Source organism: Streptomyces sp. NPDC093065, assembly GCF_044754585.1.
GTDB lineage: Bacteria > Actinomycetota > Actinomycetes > Streptomycetales > Streptomycetaceae > Streptomyces.
The window spans coordinates 326,383-350,784 of the sequence record NZ_JBIVPJ010000005.1; the positions used below are offsets into that span (position 1 = coordinate 326,383).

Annotated in this window: 28 protein-coding genes and 1 pseudogene; 14 read left to right on the forward strand and 15 right to left on the reverse strand. The window is 71.0% G+C overall.

Translation table 11 applies throughout. The features are described from left to right. Positions 1 to 28 precede the first annotated feature (28 nt). The 15 genes from ACIQFU_RS12270 to ACIQFU_RS12340 form a co-directional block, all read right to left on the reverse strand. Positions 29 to 1,135, reverse strand: coding sequence for a hypothetical protein (locus tag ACIQFU_RS12270; protein ID WP_402550813.1), 1,107 nt, complete (start codon positions 1,133 to 1,135; stop codon positions 29 to 31). After that, positions 1,128 to 1,868: a glycosyltransferase family 2 protein gene (locus ACIQFU_RS12275; RefSeq protein WP_402550931.1), complete on the reverse strand. Its 741-nt coding sequence runs from the start codon at positions 1,866 to 1,868 to the stop codon at positions 1,128 to 1,130. Before ACIQFU_RS12275 ends, ACIQFU_RS12270 begins: the two co-directional genes overlap by 8 nt. 46 nt (positions 1,869 to 1,914) lie before the next feature. Further along, positions 1,915 to 2,349: a hypothetical protein gene (locus ACIQFU_RS12280; RefSeq protein ID WP_402550814.1), complete on the reverse strand. Its 435-nt coding sequence runs from the start codon at positions 2,347 to 2,349 to the stop codon at positions 1,915 to 1,917. Positions 2,350 to 2,565: 216 nt separating this feature from the next. Then, positions 2,566 to 3,627 carry a hypothetical protein gene (locus ACIQFU_RS12285; RefSeq protein ID WP_402550815.1) on the reverse strand — a complete coding sequence of 354 codons (1,062 nt, stop codon included), beginning with the start codon at positions 3,625 to 3,627 and terminating at the stop codon, positions 2,566 to 2,568. A gap of 23 nt (positions 3,628 to 3,650) precedes the next feature. Then, the gene (locus ACIQFU_RS12290; RefSeq protein ID WP_402550817.1) at positions 3,651 to 4,565 is read right to left on the reverse strand and encodes a hypothetical protein; all 915 of its coding nucleotides are present in this window, start codon (positions 4,563 to 4,565) and stop codon (positions 3,651 to 3,653) included. A 339-nt stretch (positions 4,566 to 4,904) separates the two neighbouring features. Further along, complete coding sequence (locus tag ACIQFU_RS12295) at positions 4,905 to 5,330, reverse strand: hypothetical protein (RefSeq protein WP_402550818.1); 426 nt, start codon at positions 5,328 to 5,330, stop codon at positions 4,905 to 4,907. A 74-nt stretch (positions 5,331 to 5,404) separates the two neighbouring features. Further along, positions 5,405 to 5,899, reverse strand: a complete 495-nt coding sequence (locus ACIQFU_RS12300) for a hypothetical protein (RefSeq protein ID WP_402550820.1) — start codon at positions 5,897 to 5,899, stop codon at positions 5,405 to 5,407. Continuing rightward, positions 5,896 to 6,678: a ParB N-terminal domain-containing protein gene (locus ACIQFU_RS12305; RefSeq protein WP_402550822.1), complete on the reverse strand. Its 783-nt coding sequence runs from the start codon at positions 6,676 to 6,678 to the stop codon at positions 5,896 to 5,898. Before ACIQFU_RS12305 ends, ACIQFU_RS12300 begins: the two co-directional genes overlap by 4 nt. Before the next feature lie 83 nt (positions 6,679 to 6,761). Then, complete coding sequence (locus ACIQFU_RS12310; protein ID WP_402550824.1) at positions 6,762 to 8,276, reverse strand: VirB4 family type IV secretion system protein; 1,515 nt, start codon at positions 8,274 to 8,276, stop codon at positions 6,762 to 6,764. A gap of 28 nt (positions 8,277 to 8,304) precedes the next feature. Beyond that, a complete protein-coding gene (locus ACIQFU_RS12315; RefSeq protein WP_402550825.1) occupies positions 8,305 to 8,766 on the reverse strand; it encodes a DUF6238 family protein in 462 nt (153 codons plus the stop codon). A gap of 104 nt (positions 8,767 to 8,870) precedes the next feature. Then, the gene (locus ACIQFU_RS12320) at positions 8,871 to 10,343 is read right to left on the reverse strand and encodes an SCO6880 family protein (protein ID WP_402550827.1); all 1,473 of its coding nucleotides are present in this window, start codon (positions 10,341 to 10,343) and stop codon (positions 8,871 to 8,873) included. Positions 10,344 to 10,424: 81 nt separating this feature from the next. Beyond that, the gene (locus ACIQFU_RS12325; protein ID WP_402550829.1) at positions 10,425 to 11,798 is read right to left on the reverse strand and encodes an ATP-binding protein; all 1,374 of its coding nucleotides are present in this window, start codon (positions 11,796 to 11,798) and stop codon (positions 10,425 to 10,427) included. Between the two features lie 38 nt (positions 11,799 to 11,836). Next, positions 11,837 to 12,529 carry a hypothetical protein gene (locus tag ACIQFU_RS12330; protein WP_402550830.1) on the reverse strand — a complete coding sequence of 231 codons (693 nt, stop codon included), beginning with the start codon at positions 12,527 to 12,529 and terminating at the stop codon, positions 11,837 to 11,839. Further along, positions 12,529 to 12,843 carry a DUF6112 family protein gene (locus ACIQFU_RS12335; protein ID WP_359911876.1) on the reverse strand — a complete coding sequence of 105 codons (315 nt, stop codon included), beginning with the start codon at positions 12,841 to 12,843 and terminating at the stop codon, positions 12,529 to 12,531. Before ACIQFU_RS12335 ends, ACIQFU_RS12330 begins: the two co-directional genes overlap by 1 nt. Positions 12,844 to 12,963: 120 nt before the next feature. Then, complete coding sequence (locus ACIQFU_RS12340; RefSeq protein WP_402550832.1) at positions 12,964 to 14,088, reverse strand: C40 family peptidase; 1,125 nt, start codon at positions 14,086 to 14,088, stop codon at positions 12,964 to 12,966. Between the two features lie 472 nt (positions 14,089 to 14,560). Here ACIQFU_RS12340 and ACIQFU_RS12345 point away from each other — a divergent pair, with 472 nt between their 5' ends. The 14 genes and pseudogenes from ACIQFU_RS12345 (at position 14,561) to ACIQFU_RS12410 (ending at position 24,402) form a co-directional block, all read left to right on the forward strand. After that, positions 14,561 to 15,316 carry a DNA-methyltransferase gene (locus tag ACIQFU_RS12345; RefSeq protein ID WP_402550834.1) on the forward strand — a complete coding sequence of 252 codons (756 nt, stop codon included), beginning with the start codon at positions 14,561 to 14,563 and terminating at the stop codon, positions 15,314 to 15,316. 244 nt (positions 15,317 to 15,560) lie between these two features. Continuing rightward, the gene (locus ACIQFU_RS12350; protein WP_402550933.1) at positions 15,561 to 16,112 is read left to right on the forward strand and encodes a DUF4913 domain-containing protein; all 552 of its coding nucleotides are present in this window, start codon (positions 15,561 to 15,563) and stop codon (positions 16,110 to 16,112) included. Then, a complete protein-coding gene (locus ACIQFU_RS12355; protein ID WP_402550835.1) occupies positions 16,109 to 16,594 on the forward strand; it encodes a hypothetical protein in 486 nt (161 codons plus the stop codon). The genes ACIQFU_RS12350 and ACIQFU_RS12355 overlap by 4 nt, the downstream gene beginning before the upstream one ends. Before the next feature lie 19 nt (positions 16,595 to 16,613). After that, positions 16,614 to 17,360 (forward strand): hypothetical protein, encoded by a 747-nt coding sequence (locus ACIQFU_RS12360; RefSeq protein WP_402550836.1) that lies wholly within the window; start codon positions 16,614 to 16,616, stop codon positions 17,358 to 17,360. A 149-nt stretch (positions 17,361 to 17,509) separates the two neighbouring features. Continuing rightward, on the forward strand, positions 17,510 to 17,863 hold the full coding sequence (locus ACIQFU_RS12365) for an SH3 domain-containing protein (protein ID WP_402550838.1): 354 nt from the start codon (positions 17,510 to 17,512) through the stop codon (positions 17,861 to 17,863). Between the two features lie 93 nt (positions 17,864 to 17,956). Beyond that, positions 17,957 to 18,439, forward strand: a complete 483-nt coding sequence (locus ACIQFU_RS12370; protein ID WP_402550840.1) for a hypothetical protein — start codon at positions 17,957 to 17,959, stop codon at positions 18,437 to 18,439. Then, positions 18,436 to 18,886 (forward strand): annotated as a pseudogene (locus ACIQFU_RS12375) (hypothetical protein). Before ACIQFU_RS12370 ends, ACIQFU_RS12375 begins: the two are co-directional and overlap by 4 nt. Beyond that, entirely contained in the window at positions 18,883 to 19,296 is a 414-nt protein-coding gene (locus ACIQFU_RS12380) for a hypothetical protein (RefSeq protein ID WP_402550842.1), read from the forward strand. The pseudogene ACIQFU_RS12375 and the gene ACIQFU_RS12380 overlap by 4 nt, the downstream one beginning before the upstream one ends. A 40-nt stretch (positions 19,297 to 19,336) precedes the next feature. Beyond that, entirely contained in the window at positions 19,337 to 20,182 is an 846-nt protein-coding gene (locus ACIQFU_RS12385; protein ID WP_402550843.1) for a winged helix-turn-helix transcriptional regulator, read from the forward strand. After that, positions 20,179 to 20,697 carry a regulator gene (locus tag ACIQFU_RS12390; protein WP_402550845.1) on the forward strand — a complete coding sequence of 173 codons (519 nt, stop codon included), beginning with the start codon at positions 20,179 to 20,181 and terminating at the stop codon, positions 20,695 to 20,697. The genes ACIQFU_RS12385 and ACIQFU_RS12390 overlap by 4 nt, the downstream gene beginning before the upstream one ends. Next, entirely contained in the window at positions 20,694 to 21,929 is a 1,236-nt protein-coding gene (locus ACIQFU_RS12395) for an MFS transporter (protein ID WP_402550847.1), read from the forward strand. The genes ACIQFU_RS12390 and ACIQFU_RS12395 overlap by 4 nt, the downstream gene beginning before the upstream one ends. 31 nt (positions 21,930 to 21,960) lie before the next feature. Next, a complete protein-coding gene (locus ACIQFU_RS12400; RefSeq protein ID WP_402550848.1) occupies positions 21,961 to 22,263 on the forward strand; it encodes a hypothetical protein in 303 nt (100 codons plus the stop codon). A 46-nt stretch (positions 22,264 to 22,309) separates the two neighbouring features. Beyond that, positions 22,310 to 23,533 carry an ATP-grasp domain-containing protein gene (locus tag ACIQFU_RS12405; RefSeq protein ID WP_402550850.1) on the forward strand — a complete coding sequence of 408 codons (1,224 nt, stop codon included), beginning with the start codon at positions 22,310 to 22,312 and terminating at the stop codon, positions 23,531 to 23,533. Next, complete coding sequence (locus tag ACIQFU_RS12410; RefSeq protein ID WP_402550852.1) at positions 23,530 to 24,402, forward strand: DUF317 domain-containing protein; 873 nt, start codon at positions 23,530 to 23,532, stop codon at positions 24,400 to 24,402. The genes ACIQFU_RS12405 and ACIQFU_RS12410 overlap by 4 nt, the downstream gene beginning before the upstream one ends.

Sequence of the window (24,402 nt, forward strand, 5' to 3'; positions counted from 1 at the left end):
TTCTCCTGACGTGGTCGGGGCGGGGCGGTCAGTGGGCGTGTGGGGCGGGGCGGGCCCCGGCGGTGAGGGAGCGGGCCGGGGCGGTGACGGGGAGTACCGGGCGGCGGTGGGGCGCACTCAGGCGGGCTTGGCGCAGGAAGCGCTCGCCGTCGGTGAGCCAGGTCTGGACGGCTGGCCACACCCGGGCCCGGCGCTCCTGGGGGGCCACGGAACCTTGGATGACGCCCTCCAGCACTGCCCCGGCCTGAAGGGCGGCGTCCGTCAGGCGGGAGAGGGCCGCAGCATCCTCGGGCCACGGACTGAGGGCGGGGCGGCACTCGTTGAGCAGGGTGGGGGCGTGGTCGAGGACCGGAAGGAAGCGGTGCCAGGACTGGTCGAGGAACTCCTCGACCGCAGTGCCGAGGGCGGCGGCGTCCAGCGGGGTGGCGTCGCTGTAGCGGCCGGAGGCGACCATGGCCTGCCAGGTCTCGTACTCGCTGCGGATCTCGACGAGGGCGGCGGCGATGGCCGCCGTCCGACGGGCGTGGACGGCCCGGTCGTAGGCGGGCAGGTACCGGTCGGTGAGAGCTTGCGCCGCACGCCCGGGAAGAGGCGGGAGGACGATGCTGTGCGGAGCGTGGGGGTCGCCGTAGCCCTCTTCGAACCCCTCGGGTGCGAACGCGCCCACCAGGTAGTCGAGGTGGCTGCCGGGGCGCTCGGCGAACAGAAGGGTGGTGTCGTGGACGGTGTCGGTGAGGATCGCGGCGTAGGGGATCCGTTCGTTCTGCAGCGCGCGGCCGAGCTCACCGCCGTCCCAGATCCAGGGCACGACGTCTTCCTGCCAGGCGGGGTGGGAGTAGAGCTCCACCGACGCCTCCCAGCGGCCCGGGAGCTGACGGGCGAGGTCGCTCGCGGCGTCGCCGATGAAGCGTCGGCTGCTGGTGTGCACGCTGGTGCGGTGCCGCTGCGCGCAACGGACCAGGTCCAGCACCGTGGTCCCGGTGTCGCCGGCGGGCAGGTGCCACGCGCCCGCCTCACCGCGCTGGAAGCCACTCTCGGCGAGGGCGGTGTGCGCCCACTTGTACTGCTCCCCCGAAGCGAGGCCGACGATCCCGAACTCCCGGCTGTGCGAGAGGATGATCTGCGCCTCAGCCATGGAAGTGGTTCCCGCCATCGCCCACCAGGGCACGCAGACTGCGTCCGTAGGCCCACGCGTGCTCGCGGGCAGCCGCCTCCAGCTGGTCGTATCCGACCTGGACCGTCATCTGCCCCGGGTGCTTGCGGTACCGGTACACCGGGACCGGAAGCAGGATCCCGGGCGCCAGCGAGGTCACGCCGAGGGCCGCGCAGTAGTCCTCGCCCTGGACGAGCCCGCCCATGGGGGCGGCGCGCACGAGGTCGGTGCGAGCGAGGATCGTGGTCGGCCCGATGGGGATGGTGTCCGCCGGCGACTTCCAGTACGTCCACACCTCCCCGGCTTGGTGCCGGCCGGGCGGCGTGGGGCAGCGCCAGAGGGTGGTCGAGCCGTCGGGGTGCTGGTCCTGGCTCCAGCCGGCGCACCAGCCGACGCCGGTCGACTCCAGGATGTCTTGCCGCACGGACATGGCGTCGTCCGTGAACTCGTCATCGTCGTCCGCCCAGTTGACGTAGCGGGTACGGACGTGGGTGAGAGCGAGGTTGCGGGCGCAGGCGGCGCCGACCGGCCGGGGCAGGGCCAGTGTGCGGACCCGGGGATCCTGCGCGAGCGGGGCCGGCAGGCGGTCCGGGGAGGCGCCGTCGAGCGCGATCACGGCCTCCCACGGCACGGACTGCCGGGTGAGGCTGGCATGCATGGCGCTCAGGTAGTCGAGGCGGTCGTCGCGCAGGCGGGTGGCGATGACGACGGTAATGAGGGGAGCGGACAGGGAGGTCTCCGGCAATGAGGGGAGGTTAGGGTCAGCGGCGGACAGTCGTGCGGGAACCGGTCGGCGCTGCACGGGCGGTGGGCCGCGGCGGCGTGCGCAGCGCAGTTGGAGTCCGGCGGGTGGTGATGGCGGGCCAGTGGGCCGGGTGGTCGCTGAAGGGGGTGCTGGCGTCGGTGTCCCAGGTGACGAGGGGGCCCGTGCCGGTGTGAGCCATGCTGATCACTTCGATGCCCTGCGGATGCAGGACGTAGCCCCACTGCACGTCCATATCGCCGGCGGTGTCGTCGGTGACAGCCATGCGCACCAGCGGGGAGCCGTCCGGGGTGACCAGGTGGTCCAGGGTGCGGCTGGGCCACCGCTCGCCGCCGGTCAGCGCGTGTATGAGGGCGGGCGGGGCGTCGTCGAGGAGGTCGGTGCCCAGCTCGTTCCAGCCGACGGTGACGTCGTCGATGAGGTGGCGGGACATGGCCTCCAGGTCGCGGCCGAAGCGGTGCTGGTAGGCGGCCAGGAGGAGCGGGAGGTGGTGGCTGGGCAGTCCGTCGAACTGGACGTGGATGCCGCTGTACCCGGTGCCGGTGGTGGGGCGGGCGATGAAGGAATGGGTGGACAGGGGTACTCCGGGGGACGTGCGGGAGAGGCTGCGCTGCCGCGAGGACGGGAACGATCGGCCCGCTCGGCGGTCCTACGCGCGATGCAACTGGGTGGGAACCGGCGGGCCGGAGGCGTTGGTGCGGGCGCAGGTGTAGCCGATCAGGCGGGAGGGCTCGGCCTTCGCGGGGACGGTAACGGCGTCGTTGCACACGAACGTGGAGCGGATGGAGGTGCGGGGCACGTCGTGGAGCCAGGCCCGGTCGTCCTTGCCGGGGTTGAGCTGCAGGCCGGAGTTCGCGACGGTATCGGTCTGGGTGTGCGTGTGGGAAAAGAGGACCAAGGCGCCGCCGTCCATGGTCTTCAAGGCGTAGGCGTCCTCGTAGCGGTTCGGGGCTGCCTCGAAGACGGTGCTGGCCTGGTTCCCGAAGCGGCTGCCCGTCTCGTCGTGTACCTTGATCTGCCGCTTGCTCGCCTCGGTCGGCGAGAAGACCTTCGTCCCGGTGTTCGTGCCTCCGGTGGCGAAGTTGTCGAGCACGGCCGTGCGCAGCAGGTCGGCGCCGGCTGCCAGCTTCTTGTTGCCGTCGGCGGCCGTGGCGTACCCGTCGCGGTCGAGGGCGATCTTGGGCAGCTTCGGGCTGTCCAGGTCGACGACCGAGACCATCTCCCACCGCTTGTGCTGCGGGCGTTCGGCGAACACAGCCAGTCGGGAGGGGGCCTTGCCCTGGCGGTCCGAGAGCGCGGTGGCGAACCAGCGCTCCTGGCCCGAGGGCAGGCGGGGAATGTACAGCTTGGCGCTGGTGACGTCGTAGGACCACGCCTTGTACGGCTCGCGGTCCTTGGCGGGAAGTCCTTCGGTCTCGGTGTAGTCCGAGAGGGACATCGCATACAGGGGGCCGTCTTCGACCGTGTCGAGCAGGCGCCGGTCGCGGTCGGCGTTGGCCTCGTTGTTGATCTTCGAATAGCGAGTGATGACGTCGCGGGCCTGAACGGCGCTGAGAGCCGGCGCCGGCTTCGGGGAGGTGCTGGCGCTGGGCGTCTTCCGAGCCTGGGCGGGGCCGTCTTCGCCCGCGCACCCAGTGAGGGCCAGGGCGAGGCAGGCGGTCGCGGTGAGCAGAGGGACGGTACGGAGAGCGGTGCGGATCAGGGGCTCCAAGGGATCTGCTGGAGGGTACGGGGTCAGCGAGTGCGGCGGATCGTGGGGGCTGCCGGGGGTGATGCCGGGGGAAGGGACGATGCCCGGGCGGGGGCGGCCCGCGGTGGCGGCGGGAGCGGGGTGAGCGCCCGCATCCGGTCCTCGGCCACGTGCAGGACCTCGCCGAGCTGGCGGATCTCGGCGGCGGCGTCGGCGAGGTCGTAGGACAGGTCGAAGCCGTCGTCCTCTTCGGCTTCCTTGGCCTTCTCGCCGGCTGCTTCGAAGAACTCGCCGAGCTGCGTCAGCAGACCGTCGGTGGGCTCCAGGACCTGGTGCAGCAGGGCAGCGGCATCCGCGTGCGACCCGGCTCTGTTGAGCCGGTCGGTCAGCTCGCGCATCGCGTCACCGTAGACGTAGGCAGCGCCACGCTCTGGTGTGCCGGGGGCGTCCTGGGCCGGAGACGCCGGCCGGCCGGGGGCGGGGTGAGCGCTTGCGTGGCGGGTGGCGAGGGCCGGGAGGAGTCCGAGCTGGCCGAGGCGGTGGTCGATCGCCGCAAGCAGGGGTTCGGCCCTGCCGCCGTGGCGGGCTTCGGGTCGCGGGCTGGCGCCGGGGTCGTCGCAGGGAACCGAGTCGTAGAGAACCTCGTACTGCATCACGATGTCGGGGACCTCACGGGTGACGATCCAGCCCTCGGGGTCTCCGGGACGGCGTTCGGAGGGGGGCTCCTGCGGCGGACTGATGGTCAGGTAGCTGTCGTCGGGGAGCGAGACGCGCACGATGTAGGCGCTTATGCCGAACTCGATGTCGCAGGGCAGTCCGCGGGCCCGGAGCGGTGTCGTGATGTGCGTGTGGCGACGCCACAGCTCCTGCCACCATCGTTCTCCCACGTTGCGGTGATCGGGAAGCGGCGCGAGCGGGCTCGTGCGGGAGTCCGGGGGGTTCGGCTCGTCAGCGGCCACGGCTCCTCCTTCGCGGCGCCGGCCGCTGTCGCGGAGCCGGCGGGGGGGTGAGGCCGCTCACCGGCTCCGGCGCCGGATGGGAGCCGAGTGCGCAGTCGTCGCAGGCAGCGATCAGGTCGTGCCCCCTCTCGGCTTCGCAGTCGGCGAGCTGCGCCGTGAGGGCGTCGTGGTCGACTTGCTGGCGTTGGGCTTCGGCCCATTCAGTGGTGTTCACGTGCGGTGGATGGGTCAAGAGGGCTCCGGGTGAGGGCGGGCTCGGCAGCTCGCCCGGGATCGGGTTCTGGAATGTGGTGGTGGGCGCGCGCCGGCCGTTACCGGCAGGGCGCATGGGCATCGCAGTCATCGGCGAGTGCGGCGAGCAGCTGTGGACGGCGCGGGCGTTGCCCGTGGGCTGGCAGGGGCTGTGGGCTTGTCTGCCGTCAACTGGCGGTAGGCGGCGATGGCCTCCTTGAGGCGGTCGACAGCGTCAGCCCTACGTGCGGCGAGGATGTCGACCTGAATCGCGGAGTACTGCAGGACTCCCAAGGAGTTGATCGACTTCGTGCCAGCTACGGCGCTCGTGAGCGCGGTGGCCGCCTGCTGAGCGGTATCGGTGAATTGACGGTGCACGTCGTCCAGGTGACGTGCGGCTCTGGTCACAAGGACGGCCATCACCAGCTCGGTGCCTTCATGGAGGAACCTGAGTTCCGACGGCGTCTTACCAAGGGTCTGGTGCACCATCTGGGAACCGGGTGCGGCGGGCGGCCGGGTGTCGGAGGTGTCCATCAGGGGTCCGTTCCGGAGTAGCAGGTGTTGCTGCGGAGGCGGTAGAGCCGCGGAGGGCGGGGAGGTAGGGCCGTTTACGCAGTGTTGAGATGGTCGAAGGCGTCTTGTCGGTAGCCGAAGACGGACTCTTCGAGCACGGAGAGCCGCTCGCAGTGGGGGTGCTGCCGGTAGGCGTCGCTTCGGCTGCTGACGTAGTCCTGTTTGTGGGCTTCTGCCGTGGCGGTTCGGACGAAGTTGCGCGAAGAGATACGGCCCCACTCGGTCATGTCGGTGGCGGTGCTGTCTCTCATCCACACCCAGATGCCGTTGCCGAGCTTCATGATGCTCTTGGGGTGATACAGGCCGTCGGTGGTGCGGTGACGGCGAGGACTATGGCGTTCCCCGAGGTCGCGCATCATGGCCTGGCCAGCCTTCTTGATCACCAGGCCGAGCAGTTCCTTACGCGGTGCGAGTCGCTCGCAGAGCGCTTCGAGAAGCTCGTCCTGGTAGATGCGGCCGGTGTCGGTGGTGACCTGTTGGGCGGCCTCCAGTGCGATCTTCCGCAGGACGGGGTCGGCGGTGAAGTTCACGGAAGGTCACGCTCCTCCCACACCGAAGCCATCTCGGCCACGGCCGTGGCCGCATGCGCGATGATCTCTCGGGTCACGGCCCGGCCGGGCGGCGCGAACTCGGGGTCGTACAGGTCGAAGGTGCGGCTGCCTCGGACCTGGGCGAGTGAGGGCAGGACCTCGCACAACAGCTGCGTGGCGACGCGGCGCTGGCGTATGTCCTCTTCTATCCGAGCTCTTCGCTCGGCCCAGGCGCCTTGGAGGGTCAGCTCGCCGTCGGCGACGCGGGAGGCGAGGGCAGGGTCCTCGTCCCGGAGCCGCGCGAGCTGCGCTTCTGCCGAGTCGGCCTGCGCCTTCTTATCCCGAGCCGTTTGGTATGCCTCGTCGATGCCCATGGCGCCGGCGATCACGGAGTCGACGAGATCGGGGGTGTAGCGCAGGACGATGTTCGCCTGGCCGATGCGTCCCAGGGAGACCCCGGCCTGTTCAGAGACTGAACGGGCGGACCGTTCAGTCTCTGAACGGAGGTCGTGTTCAGAGACTGAACACGCCTTGGCGGCGATCATCGCGGCCTGGCCCTTCGACAGGCTGCGGCGGCGGAGATTGACGGACAGGGTGTAGGCGCTCGGGTTGTCGCCGCTGTAGGTGACGTACTCGGGTTCGACTTGGGCGAGTTCGCAGGCGCGGAGCCTGTTTCTGCCGTCGAGGATCCGGCCGGTGGAGTCCAGGACGATGGGCTGGAGCTGACCGAGGTCGCGGATGTCGTCGGCGAGGGCGCGGAGTTCGTCCTCGTCGAGCATGGGGAACAGGGCGGTGGTCGGATGGGCTTCTATGGTGATTCCTTGCGGGATTGTCGTCAGAATTCGTGAACTCGGCGCCGTGGTCAGTGCATGCGGGCGTCGGTGTCGAAGAGCGCCAGTTCGTGGCTGTGCAGCAGGTGCTGCACGATGAAGCTCCGACCTGCGACTTTCCACAGACCGCGCCCCCGGTTGAGGTGGGCGATGGCATCCATCTCGACGGAGGTCAGGCCGAGGAGGGTGGCGGCGGCGTGGAGCTGGTCGGTCTCCTGGCGGTAGATGATCCGGGTGGAGCAGTCGGCGAGGAGGCCCTCGGCCAGGGCGCGTCCCTGTGATCCGGCGTCGCCGGCGGTGAGCAGGTCCGACAGCCGGTGGATCACCATGAGGTTCGCGATGCCCAGACCCCGGGAGAGTTTCCACTGGGCCTGCATGCGCTGGAGCAGGCCGACGTGGCGCATCAGGCGCCAAGCTTCGTCGTAGACGATCCAGCGTCTGCCGCCGTCGGGGTCGGAGAGGGCGGACTCCATCCAGGCGGAGGCGCAGGTCATGGCCAGGACCAGCGCGGTGTCGTCGCCGGAGCCGCCGAGGCCGGAGAGGTCGATGGAGAGCATCGGCGCGCTGGGGTCGAAGTCGACGGTGGAGGGCGCGTCGAACATGCCCGCCAGGTCGCCGAAGACGAGGCGGCGCATGGCGTGGGCGAGGTCGCGGGCGGCCTCGCCGAGCCGTCCCGACATCATCCCGGCGGCCTCGTCGAGGGCTGCGGGGTTGTTGAGGGTGGCGGCGATGTCGCCGAGGAGCGGGGTGCGGCCGGTGGTGTCGGCGTGGGTGACGACGGCGTCGAGCGCGACGTCGAGGGCGGTGTGTTCCATGGGCAGCAGGTCCCGGCCCAGGACGGTGCGGGCCAGGGAGCCGAGCAGGAGCAGGCGCCGCTTGCGGATCTCGCCGGCCCAGTCCGCTTCGGAGACGCTCGCCGGTCGGGGGGCTGCATCCAGGGGGTTCAGCCGTCCGGGCAGGCCGGGCCCCAGGGCGACGGACCGGCCGCCGAGGGCTTGGGCCACCGGCGTCCACTCACCCTTGGGGTCGCAGGGCACGTAAACGCGGTAGCCGAAGGCGATCGAGCGCAGCGCGAAGGACTTGGCGAGCGCGCTCTTGCCCTGTCCGATGACGCCGGCGAGCAGAAGGTTGGGGTTGGTGAAGCCCTCGACCTTGCCGTACAGGGCGAAGGGGTCGAAGACGAAGGATGCCTCGGCGTGGACGTCGCGGCCGATGTAGATGCCTTCGGCGCCGAGGCCGCCTTCGGCGAGGAAGGGGTACGCGCCAGCGGCGACGGCGGTGGTCATGCGGTGGGCGGGGAGCTTGAGCTGGTTCCCGCGGGCGGAGGCGGGGCCGGGACGTCCGCCGGCCGGGTGGAGCGCGGCGGGCATCTCGTGCTCGTCGCTTGTGACCGCGTCGGGGCGGGTGCCGGCTTCGGCGCGGGCCTTGGCGGCGGCTTCGGCGAGCTGGCGGCGGGCGGCCTTGCGGCCGGCGCGGTCGACGCCGTGCGGGGTGAACAGCGGGGAGGCGGAGGCGCGGCGTGCGCGGCGGGCGGGCCGGTGGCTCATCGGGGGCCCTCGATTCTGCGGGTGGTGCTCATCGCACGCAGGTGGTGGTGTGCGGGCGGAGGTCGCTGGGGGTGGTCTTGCGGCGGACGACGTGTCCGGCGGCGAGGTGGCGCTGGCAGATCGTCAGTACCGGCGGGCCTTCGGGCAGCCGGTCGGGGCGGCATGCGCTGTTCTCGGCGTCCGCCGCGGTGCTGGCAGGCAGCAGGTGAAAGGCGTTGTGGACGTTGCTGGTGGCCTGCCAGAGGCGGGTGTGTGCGGTGGCCAGGAGTCGGCCGGCGGCCGGGTGGGGCGGTCGGGTGCTCTCGGCGAGGCGGTCCAGCAGGTGGAGCAGGGCGGTGAGGTGGCCGTGAAGTGCGTCCAGGTGCTGCCGGTCGGCCGGCCGAGGCGGTAGGGCGTCCGGCGGGCGGAGGGCGCGGGTGTGGTGGCGGACTCCGGCGCTTGCGGCGCGCAGGTAGGGGTGCGCGTCCTGCGGGGATGCGGGGGAGGTCAAAGGTGGTGGTCCTTCCTGCCGGGCGGCAGGGGCGGCGACGGGTGCTCGTGTCGCGGATGAGCGAAGGGATGTGGGCAGGGGTGCCGGCCGGTGAACAGGGGGGTTCACAGAGCGGTGCGGGCGAGGGGCAGGGCGCTGAGGGTGAAGGCGTCGGGTTGCTGGTAGTTGAGCCTGCGGAGGTCGACGCCGGAGGTGACGGCATGGGTTTCGATCTGTGCGCAGGCGGCGTCCAGGAGGGCGTCGGTGTCGGCGGTGACGGTGACCAGGCCGGTCAGGGCCACGTCCGCGTGCCCGGCGATGAGCTGGCGCTCACGCTGCTTGACGTCGGCGTACTCGACGGAGTCTTCCTCGCTGTCGACCTGTCCGCGGCGGGAGCGTTCGTTGGCGTCGGCGATGATCGCGGCCTTCCGCCGCTGGACATCGCGCAGCGCGGACTCCAGGGCCTGCGGCACGTAGATCAGGGAGAGGCTGCGGCGCACGCCTGCGGTGAACATGATCCCGTGCAGGAATCCGGCGCCCATCTCGGTGCGGGGCCAGTTCTCCACCCAGTACGTGGCGTGGCGGGCGCTGTCGGTGGCCAGGCGGTCGTACTCCTCGACCTGGACGACGGGGCCTGCGGCGGCGGGGTCGGCCTCGGCGCGGCCGGTCTCGGACCACTGCTGGAGGGCGGCGAGGGCGGCCGGGTCGTAGGCGGTGCGGATGACGGCGGCGATCTCCCTCGCGGTCAGCCACCCGGTGACCGTCAGGCCGGCGTTGCGGGCTGCCTGGGCGATGGAGGCGGTGGTCTGCTCCATGACGGTGAACGCCCCCGGCAGCCCGCCGCCGGCCTGGCTGATCAGTCGCCGGGCGGCCTTGAGGTCCAGGGAGATGGCGAGGTAGGTCTCGTGCGGTGCGGCGGCGGGTCCGGCGGAGGCGACCAGCTCGGAGTAGATCTGTCCGGCGACGGGGGTCTGGGGCTGGCCGTGGTGGGTCCAGTGGCGGGTGAGGGTGTCGCCGCTGTCGGGGACGGTGCGTTCCAGCACCTGCACGGTGGCGATGTGCCCGGTGCGGGCGATGCCCGCCAGCGCGCGGCCCCAGCTCGAGACGTTGTGGTTCTGCGTGGCGGGGTCCAGGAGGGCGAAGGCGCGGGAGCTGACGCGGGCGATGGCGGTCAGGGTCTGCTGGTGCGGGTCGTGGACGGCCGCGGCGCCGTTGGCGGAGTCGCCGGGGGTGACCACCTTGAGGGAGGCGGTGGTGCCGGGCAGGTGCAGGATGCCGTCCTGCCGGGGCCGAGTGAGGGGCCGGGCGAGCCAGAGCGTCTGACCGGTGCGGCGGCGGTGCGCGTAGCGGGTGACGATCGGCGCCCAGTCGATCAGGGATCGTCCGTGCCGGCGGATGGCGACGAGCGCGCCGGACGCCGCCCACAGAGGGGCCAGGGCGACGGCGCCGAGCAGCCCGGTGGAGATCACGGTCAGCAGCAGCACTGCCAGCGTGGCGGAGACGAGGAGGAGTTGGGGCAGGGAGAGGCCGAGGAGGATGCCGCGGCGGGAGCGGTGCGGGAACTTCACCGTGACCGGGGCGACGGACAGATCAGTCATGAAGGGGGTCCTGGAGGCGCGGGTGGAGGCCGGGGGCGGGAGGCGCGGGGCACGTCCCACCCCCGGTGTTCGGGCAGGAGGTCAGAGGCCGGCCGGAGGCGGCGGTGTGCTTGACCCGCTGGACGGGGCGTTCTGCGATCCGGAGGACGGGGGCGCGCCCTGGGGCGGCGGGGTGGTGGTCGGCGGCGTGGACTGCCACCCACCTCCCTGTCCGGAGGCGGCGTTCGTCCCGGCTCCACCCGGCCCGGGGCTGCCGCCCACCTGGCCGCTGGTGTCGTCGGACACGCTGGTCGGCGCGGGCTGGACGGCTTTCTCCAGTCCGGCCTTGAGGGCGTCGCCACCGGGTGAGGCGCCTGTTCCGCCTCCCTGCGGTCCGTCCTTGCCTGCTTCGCCACCGCCGCCGGTCGGGTTGGCCGCGATGTCGCCGGGGAAGCCTCCGCCGGCGTCGGGCCCCTGCGGGGCGGCGCCCGCTCCGGCGGCTGCGCCACCGGTTCCGGCGGTGGCTGCGGCTGCGGCGGCCTTGCGGGCGGCCTTCTCGGCGTGCGCCTTCGCGATCTGCGCTCCGGCGCCTCCCGCCCGGTGGATGGACTCCCCGTCGGTGCCGTCCGCGGCCCAGTGCACGAACTTGAACACGGCGTACGGGCACAGCAGGACCAGCACCATGATCACGATGCCGGACATGACGTCGGCGAGGGCGGCGATTCCGTCCTTGGCTTCGGTCTTGCCCATGGCGGCGATGCCGAGGACGAAGATCACGGTCATCAGGAGCTTGGAGACCACGAGGGTGGCGGTTGCTTCGATCCAGCCCTTGCGCCAGCGCTGGGCGGCCTCCCAGCCGCCGCCCGCGGAGGCGAAGACGGCGAGAGTGACCATGACGAGGATGCCGACCTTGCGGACCATCATCACGCACCAGTAGAGGAACGCACCGATGGCGGCGCCGAGGCCGGCGACGACGGGCACGAGCCAGCCCAGGCCGGAGAGCGCGCCGATCTGGTTGACCTTGACGATGCGGCGCACGGCCGACTCGATGTTCAGGTGTGCGGTCTTGAACAGTCCGTCGCTGATCGCGTCGACGACTTCGATGGCGACCGTGGTCAGGGAGATGGCGCAGAAGGCGAACAGGACGCCTGACATGGTGCCGGTGAAGGCTTGAGTGAGGGCCTGCCCGTCGCGCCGGACGGCGGCGCGGACCAGCTGTGCGGAGAAGGACGCGACCAGCAGGACCAGGCCCAGGGGCAGCAGCATCTCGTAGTTGTCGACGAACCATCCGGCGTTCAGGTCGACCTTGGTGGTGGTGTTGACCGCCTCGGCGGCGAGGTCGGCCGCGGCGGCGACCAGTTCGCCGGCGGACTTCGCCATCCAGTCACCGATGGCCTTGCCCGGGTCGGTGGCGAAGTCCACCGCGTCGCCGACAGCGCACAGCTTGTCGGCCAAGGGGAAGTCACAGAAACCCACGGGGCGCTGCTCCTCCTTTCGTGTCGGTCAGGTGCGGGTCACTGCGTGACGCTCGGGGCGATGGCGGCCAAGGCGCAGTCCTGGTTCGGGCGGCACTGCACCGCGAGGGTCACGGCCCGTTCCTCAGTTCCGCCGCCGCCCTTCTTCCAGGCGATCTGCTGCTTGCCGTTGACGGTGACGACGTAGATGTACGCCTCGGTGATCGCGGACGGATCGTCGGCCAGGGCCTGCTTGAACGCGGAGGGGTAGTGGCCCTCGGTCACGCTGGCGGCGGCGTGCTGGTCCTGGTCGGCCATCCGTGACCACAGCACCGGATCGGGGACCTGCCCGGAGACCGAGGCCCAGTCGGCGTACTTGGTCTCGGTGGTCATCCAGGTGTGCATGCCGGCCAGCTGCTGGTCGCGGCTGGTGTCGCGGGTGTCGTAGGACCACAGCATCTGGGCTGCTGCCTTGGCGTAGGCGACCGGTTCGGAGATCTGCGGCGGCTTGGGCACCGATCCTGACCCGGAGGCGGAGGAGTGCTCGGGGGCGGCCTCGGTCGCGGTCGGGCTGCCCGTCGGAGCAGGGGCGGTGGTCGCCGGAGCTTGGTGGTCCTCCCCGCTGCCGGTCACGACGGCGACGACGCCGGCGAGGACCAGCAGCGCGGCGACGACCCCAGCGACGATGGCGATGCGACGGTTCGCTGACCAGCCCGCACCGTAGGAGGAGAGGGAGGGGAGTCGGTTCTTCATCACTGGATCTGCGATCCGAGGTTGGAGAAGAAGGCGACCAGGCCGTTGGCGGCGCCCAGACCGAGGGCGGCGCCGGCGGAGACCATGGCGCCCTTCTTGCCGTTGGCCTCGGCCTGGTGGCCGCCGGTGTGGTGGCCCCAGGCCCACACACCGAGGGAGACGGCCAAGGCGCCGACGACGGCCACGATGCCGAAGAGGTTGATCGAGCTGACGACGGTCTTCAGCACGCTCAGGCCGGGAAGGCCGCCGCCCTTGGGCGTGATGCCGGGGTCGTAGGCGAGCTGTATGACGCGGTCGGCGAGGGGGACATGCATAGGGGTGAGGAGGCTCCTTGCGTACGCGGGCCGGGCGAGGGCCGGTGAATGGGGAAGCGGAGGGGCGCGGAACGGGGCCGCGAGGTGGCCTCGCCCGATCGCAGCGGGCGGGCGGCGGCGTCAGAGGACGCGGCGGGCGGCGAGGATCGTCCAGTCCTTGATCGGCGTGATCCGGACCGGCTTGGTGGTGCGCGGCGCCTCGATGACCAGACCCTCGCCCATGTACATGCCGACGTGCTCGGGTCGCGCGGCGCTGCCGCGGCTGAAGATCAGGTCACCGGGCTGCAGCTTCGACGGCGATACCGCCTTGCCCTCGCCGACCTGCGTGTATGTGGTGCTGGTGAGCTGGATGCCGGCGTGGGCGTATGCCTGCTGCATCAGGGAGCTGCAGTCGCAGCGGGCCATGGGGTCGGGGCCGTGGGCGTTCGTGCAGGAGCCGCCCCACTGGTAGAGCGTTCCGAGCTGCTGCATCGCCCAGGCGATGGCCTTGCGGGCCTTCGGGTCGGCGTCCTTGGGGATCGTGTAGCCCTTTGGGACGCTGCCCTCGGGGATGCGGCCGAACCCGGAACCGTCCTGGCCCGGCGTGCAGCCGGTGGAGGTCGAGGGTTTCTTGTCCTCGTCGGCGTCCGCGCCCTCCGTGTCACCGCCCGGGAAGGTTTTGACGATGGCGTACTGCAGTGCGGTGGCCAGGTTCTCCCACTGCGCATACGCGTCCGGCAGGCCGGATCGCTGGACGGCTTGGGCGGCCTGGGTGACGGTCATCTGCTGCCACCCGTTCACCTTGAGCAGGTGCTTGTAGAACTGCTCGGAGGCGTAGGTGGGGTCGCGGATCTGCTCGGCACTGCCCCAGCCCTGGGAGGGGCGCTGCTGGAAGAGGCCGAGACTGTCGCGGTCGCCGTAGTTCAGGTTGCGCAGCCGGCTCTCCTGCATCGCCGTGGCGAGCGCGATGATCTGCCCCTTCTTCGGGACGTCGAGGGAGAGGCCGGCGGCCACGATGGTCTGGGCGTTGGGGACCTGCTCAGCGGGCAGGTCCAGGCCCTCAATGTGCACCTCCTCACTGGAGGCGCCATCCAGGAGCTTGGAGACCTGGTCGGCGATCTCGCTGGAATCCAGGTCCGTCAGGCAGTTGCTGAGGGTGCCGTTGCTTTGCACAGCGTCGGCGGAGGAGGCCAGCATCATGCCGGTGCCGGCCAGGAGGATCGGGGAGAGGAAGACGACGCCGATGCCGGCGGCGAGGGCCTTCAACCCGAGCGGACCGCTCGCCGGCCAGCGAGGTTGGGCAGGGGTGGGTAACGAGAAGTCATGCAGGTCCTTCGGTGGTGTCCGGCACACCGCGTACGCAGGGCGTGGTGGAAGGGCGCGGCGGGCCGGGGCGATCGGAGGCAGGGCCAGCGGGGCGAGCTGCCGCTCGCTTCGCGTGGCCCGAGTGATGAGCTAGGTGGGACGGGAGCAGCGAACGGCGGTGTGCGCCGGGCAGTTCAAAAACAGTAGGTGCGGATCGGCGGTTGACCAAAAAGTCAGCGCGGGGTGCCGGAATCCGACCCCTCGGCGGGCACTTCTTGGTCGTCGGCTAATTCGGCCCTACAGTTTTTGGACTCCCCTCGCCCTCCTCGGTCCGCGGCCCTGGGCTTCTGCATGCCCTTACTCGGCCCGCGAGGACTCCTGTGCGAGGCGGCAGTCTCCTTCCGCGAATCCGCACCCGAATTGGGGTTCCTCTTTGCCTTTTTCCCTCCACCAGGGCGACGCTCTGGCTGTCCTCACCGGCCTGCCGGACGGCTGCGTCGACTCCGTCATCACCGACCCGCCGTACAACTCCGGCGGGCGCACCGCGAAGGAACGCACGACCCGCTCCGCCAAGCAGAAGTACACCTCCGCCGATGCGAAGAATGAACTTCCCGATTTCACCGGCGAGAACATGGATCAGCGCAGCTACGGCTTCTGGCTGACGCAGATCATGACCGAAGCTCACCGCCTGACCAAGACCGGCGGCACGAGTCTGCTGTTCACCGACTGGCGCCAGCTGCCGACCACGACGGACGCGATCCAGGCGGCCGGATGGCTGTGGCGCGGGGTGCTGGCCTGGCACAAGCCCGCCGCACGGCCCCAGAAGGGCCGCTTCACGCAGAACTGCGAGTTCATCGTCTGGGCCTCCAAGGGGCCGATCGACGGCTCACGCAACCCGGTCTACCTGCCGGGCCTGTACTCGGCCTCGCAGCCCTCCGGTACGAAGCGGCAGCACATCACGCAGAAGCCGGTGGAGGTGATGCGTGAGCTGGTCAAGATCAGCCCCGAGGGAGGCACCGTCCTCGACTTCTGTGCCGGCTCCGGATCCACCGGCGTGGCCGCCCTGCTGGAGGGCCGCGATTTCATCGGCGTCGAGAAGACCGAGCACTATGCGTCGATCGCTGCCGACCGGCTCACCGAGACGATCCGCGCCACCCTCACCCAGGACGACATGGTCCTCACCGGATAGGCGGCTGCGGCGTACCCCATTCCGGAGACGGCACAGCCATCAAATGCCGAACGGTCGTCGATGTGACCGGTACTTCGCCATCCGCGTGTACGCCGCTGCTTTCGCCCACCATCACTTCGCGTCTCGTAGGAGGCCGTACTCTTTCATGCCCGAATCCGCAGAACCCGCAGCAAGCGGGGAATTGGAGCCGATCCGCGTCCCGGACCCTCATCTGGAGGGAATCGAGGCGAGCGTGCGACGGCTCATGGAGCAGTCGGCGCAACAGGCCCAGCAACTGGACCATCTCGCCTCCGCTCCACCGCCGAGTGAATCCCCGTTCGCGGCGTTCGGCATGCCGGGCTTCGGTGGTCCGGCTCCCGCCGCTCCGCCGGAGCCCCGGCCGATCCTGGAACTGGACGGGGAGGAACGCGAAGACGAACTCGACGCCCTCAGCGACTGGGTGGACGACTTCTTCCTTCCCGTCTACGCAGCGGAGGTCACCACCGCGGCCCCCTGGTGCCTGCAGTGGCAGGAGCACGACGACGTCGTGGCCTGGCTTCACGCCCTCTGGCTCGCCTATCAGCAGCACAAGGACCCCGAATCGGGGCTGAGCGGCCTGTTCGTGTGGCACCGGGACTTCCTCACCCACGCGGTCGCTGCCATCCGCGCGCCGGGTGGCCCGCTCTCGGCGTGCATGACCTCGCCCGAGCGGCCTGCGCACCGCCTGCTGCCCGGCCCGCCGCCGTCCATACGCACCGAGGCGGCGTCCGCCGCCGAAGCCGTCGGCACCACCGAGCCGGACGAGCTGACGTCATGAGCGGGGGAGCAGGAGAGGCCGCCTTCGGCCTGAGCTTCGACCCTCGCGCGCTGACAGACCTCCTCCAGGCCCCCAGCCACATCCGCGACATCACCCTCGCCTACCTCCAGGAGGTCGTGAACGCCCAACGCTTCGGGCTGCGCCTGGACGGCGACCTGGAGGGATACCGGAAGCTGTTCGTCGACGCTCGCAAGGACTGGCGCGTCGTCTACGGAGTCCGCCAGGCACCCGCGGACTCCGCGCACCACAAGGAGATCCACGTCGTGGCCCTCCGGCCGCGGGCAGGCAACGACGTCTACGACGAGGTCGGCCGGCGGCTGGGGATGACCCGCCGGCCGGTAAGCGCCCGTACCCACGCGGCACGCTCCCGCTCCCCCCAGTTGACCACCCGCGGGCCCGCACCCCGGCCCGGCCCGGCTCCCAGCCCGGTACCGGGTCTGCCCCGGCCCGCGCACTCGCCCGCCTCCCGGCACACCCGCTGACCCCGCGCGAAAGGCCCTCTTGTCGTCCAGCGAACCGGCGCCCGACCGAGCGTCCACCCCTGAATCTGTCGCCTTCGATGTAGATCACCTCGACGCCGACGAGAACGTCCTTCTCGACTTCTACCAGCAGGTCGGCGACGCCGAGATGCTGGTGCCGCTCGCCGAACACCACACAGCGAACGGCGTGCACAGCTACTTCGTCCTCTTCGACCGAACCGCCACCTTCGACCATCCCGGCACCGCGGCCTACCGTGCCGTGTACCTTCGACGGGACCTGGAGCAGCGCACGTTCGCCTTCGAGCACGCCGTCCTGCCGCTGCCGGCCCTGGCGCAGTCCTGGCTCATCCACCGCGGCTGCCGCCTCGACGCCATCACCCTCAACCCCGACCTCGGCACCCCGGCGGCCGACGAAACGACCCGGTCGCTGGAGCGGCGCCTGGCCGGCGACGGCGACCACTACGCGATGGGCTACTCGTACACCCGCGACGATCCCGAGGACATGGTCACCATCGTCGTGCTGCGGGCCCTGGACGAGCACGCGCCCAGCCCCTTTCGCGTGGTGGTCGAAGAGGTCGACAGCAACGCATGGACCTACACGCTGCGCGAGGGCGGATTCTCCTCTGTCGGTGAAGCCCTGCAATGGGGCGAAGACCGCCTCGCTGGAAATGCCGGCCCGCTGCCGCCCGTCCGCCGGTCAACCACGCCCGCACGGCCGTCTGCTGTACCGAAGGCTTCTCCAGTGCGCGCACCCGGACGTCTCTTCTGACGCCGGCAACTGGCAACGGCGGGCGCAACATAGCCGACGATCGCCGGTTAGCCAAACCGGCAATTCTCCGGATTCTTGATGCAGCCGCCGGGACAACCGGCAGCGCCCTTTCTCGCAACCCCCGTTTGCCTCATGGAGGTTCCTTCCGCATGCGTTCCACCCGAATCGCCGTGTCGGCCGCTCTGCTCGGCACGCTGGCCCTGCCGGTGCTTTCCGCCACCAGCGCGAGTGCGGCGGCCGTACCCACGGCGGCGACCGCCGCCCCCGCGGTCAGCTGCCAGTACCTGCCGCCGCTGCCGTACGAGGTGCACACCAGCGCTGTGACCATCCGGTCCAAGGCCAGCGCCTCGTCCACCGCCCTGGGCGTGCTCTACAAGAGCCACAAGTTCAGCGTTTCCAAGAAGAGCGGCAATTGGCTCTACATCACTGACAAGACCACCGGCGTCAAGGGCTGGGTCTCCGGCACGTACGTCTACCGCGACGTCCGCATGTGCCTCGACTGACAGGCTCATCGGTTCCCGTACGCCCAAGTCGTCGGGGCCCGCCATTTCCTCGCCCGGTCCTACGTCCGTCCTCTCCAGAATTGGAGCTTCCCTTTGCCCGAGCGCATATCCAATGACGCTGAAGATGTCGTGGGCGTGCTCACCGAACGGATCGAAGCGCGTTTCGGTATGGATCTGGACCAGCTGAAGGCCGCGGTCGCCGCCGCGCCGACCGCCAATCCGGATGCCACCGACGTCGTCAAATGGCACGGTCTTCTCGTCGAGGCCCAGTCGGTGCTCGACCGAACGGAGGACGACCTCCTCGCCGCGCTCCAGACCCAGCCCAGCGAGGTCGACGACCCGACGATGGACCTTGCCCATCGGGTGAACGCTGCCGTCACGACTCGCGACGGCCGGGCCATGGTCGTGAAGTGGTTCCTCGATCCCGATGCGCCGGGGCGGAAGGATCTGGCCGCCGAACGGCTGGCCCGCCTGCGCCCCCGAACAGGGCCGGCGGTGCAGACCAGAGCTCCCCACCAATCCGGTGCAGTGCCCGCGCCCGCCTCGGCCGTGCGAGCGGGAAGGCCGGCCCGATGAGCCCGACCAAGGCCAGCACCATGGACATGGACCTCCAGCAGGTCTTCGGGAGCCCGGTCCCCGAACTCCACGAGGCCGCTGTCGCGCGCGACGCCTCTCCCGCCCTCACCCGAGCCCTGGAACTGCGCTCTTTTCTCGCGCTGACCGAGGAACAGGTCGCCCGTGTCCGTGACCGCGTGCACGCGGACATGCACCCCGACCGCGACATGGGCGAGCTGTCGGCGGACAAGCTCCGCTTCGACGCCCAGTGGCTGGAGGCCGCGCTGGACGCCCGCGACGGCTACCGCGCCGCCCTCGGCGAACTGCTGCGCACCATGCCCCCGCCCGGCCAGCCGGCCCGTGCGCATGACACAACCCCGGGCCACCGTCACCCTGCCCACCTCGGCCGCCCCCGCACCGCCGCGTGCGGGGGCGGCACGGGGCCCCCGATCCGGAAAGCCTGCTTGACCCACCTCACGTCCACCGAGATCGCCGGACGAATCGAGGACCTGTACGGCGCCCCGCTCACCGACCTCCGCGCCCACGCCCAGGACCAGCCGCCCGGCATGCTCTGCGCCCTCCTCGGCATGCACGAGCACCTCGTCGGTGCCGAACGCAGCATCGCCTTCCACCGCGAGCAACTCACCCGGCTTCTCCATCCCGAGCGGCCGATCGACCGGCACGAGGTGTCCCACCTCCTGGACGGTGCGCGCCGGCTCGCCGAAGCCGTTGCCGTCCGCGACGTGCAGGCCACGTCGGTGACTGCCGTCCTGCGCAGCCTCGCCCCCGTCCCGGTCCCGGCGCCGCCTCCGCCGCCTGCCGCGGCCCCTGCAGCCGCTCCGCCCTGTGCGGTGCCGAGCGCGGCACACAGCCGCTGACCCGGCGGCGCTTTCCCTTACTGACCCAGGAGTTCTTGTCTTGGCCATCACCGCCCTGCCCCCTGACACCGCGACCGACATCGCCCGGGTCACCGAAGCACTCGGCATGATCACCCCGCGGTGGAACGTGCGGATCCTGCTGGCCCTCTCCGCCCGCCCGATGCGTTACAGCGATCTGGCCGCCAAGGTGTCCTGGCTCCACGACGGGCAGCTCCACCCCAAGGTGAAGGCCCTGTGCGACGCCAGCTTGGTGGAGCGCACCGAGCACAGCGCGCGACACGTGACCTACGGGAACACCGAGCGCGGCACCGCCCTGCTGCCGGTCCTGCCGGTGATCGTCACCTGGGCCGAGGAGCACCTGGAGAAGGCGGATCACCCGCTGATGGCGATCGAACACATCGAGGACAGCCTCACACTCCTCACCCGCCGCCACGCCGCCGCGATCCTGTGGGTGCTCAAGACCCACCAGGAGGTCAGCGGGCGCACCCTGGCCCGGCTCGTGATGCCCAACAGCGACTGGACCAACATCTACCCACCGCTGCGGCAGCTCGTCGACGACGCCCTGGTCAACACCGAGGGCAAGGGCCGGCCCTACCGGTTGTCCGCGGCCGGCAACGGGCTGGGCCCCGTCTTCAGCGCCCTGTCCGCGTGGGCCGCCGGACAGCCCCTCAACGAGGCGGCGTCCCACCCGGTCTGGGGTTCCCCGAGCGCCGGAGTGGCGTCCAAGCCATGGGTCAGCAGCCTGTCCCGGACGGCTCCCGGAACGCCCCTCCCGACGCGGGCACCGGAGGTGGCTCCGGCCACCTGGCAGAGCCGCGAACTCTTCTCCCATGCCACGACCACCGGCCCGAAGACGGCCCTGCCGGCAGGGGGGCCGCGCCGATGACTGCGTCCTTCACCACAGCTGAGATACGCACCGCGGTCGAGGTGCTGGCGTCGCGCCCCCTGATCCGCCTGATCACCGAGATCGACGACAACGGAGCGATACCGCCCAGGCGGCTGGCTGCCACCCTCCCCGACCTCTCCACCCATCACCTGCGGATCGCAACCGAGACGGCCCGCACCCACGGTCTCGTCCGCACCGCGCCGGGCACCGGCCTGGAACTCACCCACCGCGGCCAGGAGCTGGCCGACGTCTACGACGCGGCAGCGCGTTGGTCCCGCCGCCACACCTCACCGGCGGAGGTCTACGAGTTCACCCACCGCGTCCGTCACGTCATGGGACTGCTGGCACTCCAGATCTCCAGCGAGAGCGCACAGGATTCGGCACGCCCTTCCGCCGCGAGCTGGGCCGGCACCGACCCCAAGGCCGACCCGGCCCACGTTCGGGTTCTCCTGCTTCAGTGGCTGGCCGAAAACCCGCAGCTCACCTGCTTGTCCACGTACGAGCCGGTCGCGTGAGCCACGTCGCGGACTCCAAGGACCTGCGCCCCGCCGATTCGCTGCTGCCCACCATTTACCTGCCGCGCACGGCCGACGCCCTGGCTTTCGCGATGTGCACCTACGGCATCCCGCTGCTCGTTCTGGCCACCACGAACTCGGCCGCGCTGACGGGGGCCGCGTTCGCCCTGGAGTGGATGCCGCGGCTGGCGGCCTTCGGATGGGCAGGATCGATCGTCGACAGGCGAGGGGCGGCCATCGTGTTCCACCTTGCCTCCCTGGGGCGCGCGGTGGCCCTCGCCGCCGGCGCGACCCTGCTGTGGCTGCACCCCTCGGGGGCCGTGGCGAGCGTCACCGTGATGGCGCTGGCGGCGACCACCGGCGTGCTCACCGAGTTCAGTTACATCGCAGCCGAGACCGCCGGCACTGCCGCGGGCCGCCGGGCGGGATCTCGAGCCCATCGGGTCCAAGCGGTACTCATTGGCATCGACCAGACAGCCACCCTGGCCGGTCCGGCCCTCGCCGGGGTGCTCCTGCTGGCCGGACCGCCCGCCATGCTCGCGGTGATCACCGCGCTCTCGGTGCTCGCCGCGCTGCTCGCCCTGCGCACCCCACCCTCGCCCACGGCCTCGGAGCATCGCCGCAAGGGGCGGCCGGGCGCCGGGCTCCTCACAGGGTGGCGCACCATCCGCTCGCTGCCAGCGCTCGGCTGGCTGGTCACGGGTCTGACCGTGTCCAACCTGGCCATCGGCATTCTGCAGGCAGCCGGTCCGGTGATCGTCGTCAAGCACTTCGGCCAGTCCACCACCGCCGTCGGCCTGGTGTGGTCCGCCGCCGCAGCGGCCACGCTCCTGGCCGTCACCATCTGCCGGTTCGCGCTGGACCGCCTGGGCCTGTGGCCCGTCGGCGCCGTCTGCGCCGTCTTCGCCTCGTTGGCCTGCCTCGCCGCCGCCCAGGCCCCCGACTACCTGTCCTACCTGGTGCTGGTCGGGATCCTCATGGCCGCCGACGGCGGCCTGGCGGTAGTCCTGCGCACCCTGCGGTCCCACCTCATCCCCCCGGAGAAGTTCGGCAGCACGCTGTCCGCAACCATCCTCATCCTCCTCCTGCCCTTCCCCGTCGCCGGCCTGCTCACCGCCCTCACACCCCCCAACGCTCTGGGCCACGTCATCACCGTCTGCGCCGTCCTGCAGGCCCTCGGCCTGCTCTGCGCCTTCGCCCGCCTGCGCCGCGACCCCGCCCTTCGCCCCTGACCCTGCTGCACCCCAGTCTGTGGAGTACGTCATGCCTACCGTCGTCCGCGGGTCACACCGCACGACCGGGCACACCATCACCGAGCAGTTCCACGCCTTCGATGCGCGCACCCCTCACGTCTACTGCGCGCTCGAACGTCTGGCCGCTCTCCGTCTGGCGGCCGGTGCCACCCGTGACGGCATGAACGACCTCTTCGAGGACCTCCGCCGCGAACTCCCCCACGGCGTTGCCGGATTGAACAACAACTTCACCGCGCTGTACGTCCGGAAGTTGATCGACGGCCATCCCCCTTGGGCTGGTGCGTTCGAGCTGCGTCGCCGCCGCGCCGCCTGAGAGCCCTCCTCCTGAACCTGCCCTTACCGATACGGAGACCACCTTCTTGTCTGACCGCCCCGTCGTGCTCGTCGTCGCTCCCGGAGACGCGAATTACCGCGGCTACTGCCTTGAGCAAGTCGCCTACTCCTACGATGTCGTGCTGCTCACTGCTGCCGAACCCTCCTGGGAAGAGGCGCACATCATCGACCACGTCGTCGCGGACCTCGACGATCCCGCCGCCCTGCTGGCAGGGGGTCGGGCCCTGGCCGCACGCCACGACCTGGCCGGAGTCATGACCTGGGACGAGTGGTGCCTCGTCCCGACCGCCCGTCTCGCCCGCGCCCTCGGACTTCCCGCCAACTCCGTCGAGGTGACACGTGCGTGCCGCAACAAGGCCACCGCACGCTCCCTGTTCGCCCGTCACGGTGTACCGTCCGCTGTTTCGTTGAGCGTGCGCAGCCTGCCAGAAGCCCAGGCCGCTGCCGACCAGATCGGCTACCCGGTCGTCCTCAAGCCCGCTGCCCACGCCGGCGCCATGGGCGTACAGCGCGTGGACACCCCAGAGCAGCTCGCCGCCGCACATCATGTCGCGCAGTTGACGGCCGAGCCGGCAGCAGAGAACAACCAGGTGCTCGTCGAAGAGTTCCTCGACGGTCCCGAGATCAGCGTCGAGTGCGTCACCTACCGCGGAACGACCACGGTGGTCGCGGTCAACCGCAAGACCATCAGCCCGCCACCCCACTTCGAACAGCTCGCGCACCGTGTCGACGCTGCCGATCCACTCCTCGGCATCGTCACGCCCGCCGCGCGGGCCGCCATCCGAGCACTGGGGATCACCAACGGCGTCAGCCACATCGAGATGCGTCTCGTCGACGGCCGACCGCGCCTGATCGAGGTCAACGGCCGACTCGCCGGCGACATGATCGGCCACCTCGTCCGCCTCACCACCGGAATCGACCTTCCGCGCGCTGCCGCCGACCTGGCCAGCGGTCAAGCCCCCGACCTCACGCCCAGCCGCGTCGGCGCCGCTGCCATCGGGATGATCTACCCCCACACTTCCGGCACCCTCACCCACCTCGGCTACACAGGCACTCGCCCGCCGTGGCTGGACCGGCTGTGCTTCCAGCGCCGTCCCGGAGACCGCCTCCTGCTCCCGCAGGACGGCGGCACCCTGTTCACCGCCCGCGCCGGGTTCTACATCGTGACCGGCAGCACCCCCGCCCAGGTCAACGAACGCCTCAGCACCGTCGCGGATGAGATCACCGTCGCCGTGAAGGCGGACCGATGAGCCCGCAGCCCGCTACGCAGGACGACCTCGATGGCGACGTCTACGTCTTCCCCCGGCACCTGGCCCGCTCGACCACGGTCGGCGACCCGGCCCTCGACCCGCTGCGCGACCTCGGCTGGGACCTGCATCACGACGACCTCGGCAACACCTACCTCACGGCCCCCGACGGCCGGGTGCGCCTGGGTTACCTCCCCGAGGGCGAGGACGACGGCCTCTGGCGCATCAACGCCTACCGCGACGCCTTCGGCCCGCCGGTCTGGGGCGTCTGCTTCAACGCCGACGCACCGACGGAGTTCGTCACCGCCTTCACCACCGCCCTCGCCACCGCGTACCGCGACGGCCCGGACCGCTACCTTGCCCGCCCGGTCGTCGGCAGCCTGGAGCGCGACCCGTTCCTCGCCGTCGACCCGCTCATCGCCCACGGCTGGCAGTTCGACCGACCCAGCCCGGACACCTTCGCCATCACCTCACCCGACGGCCTCGCCACCCTGGAGTACGCCGTTGGCCCCCTCGACGCGAAGAGCGAGCTGGACTCACGCAGCGCCCGCTGGCACCTGTGGTCCGGCACCAACGTCGACCGGCCCTTCTGGTACGCGACCGCCAGCACCGACACCCCGGCCGCCCTCCTGCGCGCCGTCACCGAGTCCGTAGCCGACCCCGCGCCGCTGCTGCGGTGGCGGCAGGCGACCCACAGCTACGTCAAGGGCCGCGCCCAGATCACCCCCGTCCTCCCGCCCTCCCCGCCGCGCCCGACTCCGCTCGATGTCCAGCGGGCCCTCGGCGGTCGCCGTCCGACCGCGGTGCCGGCGGCCAGCGTCCCGCGCTGGAGCACCACCAGCCGACCAGCCCTGCCCGGCCCTCGCCGCTGA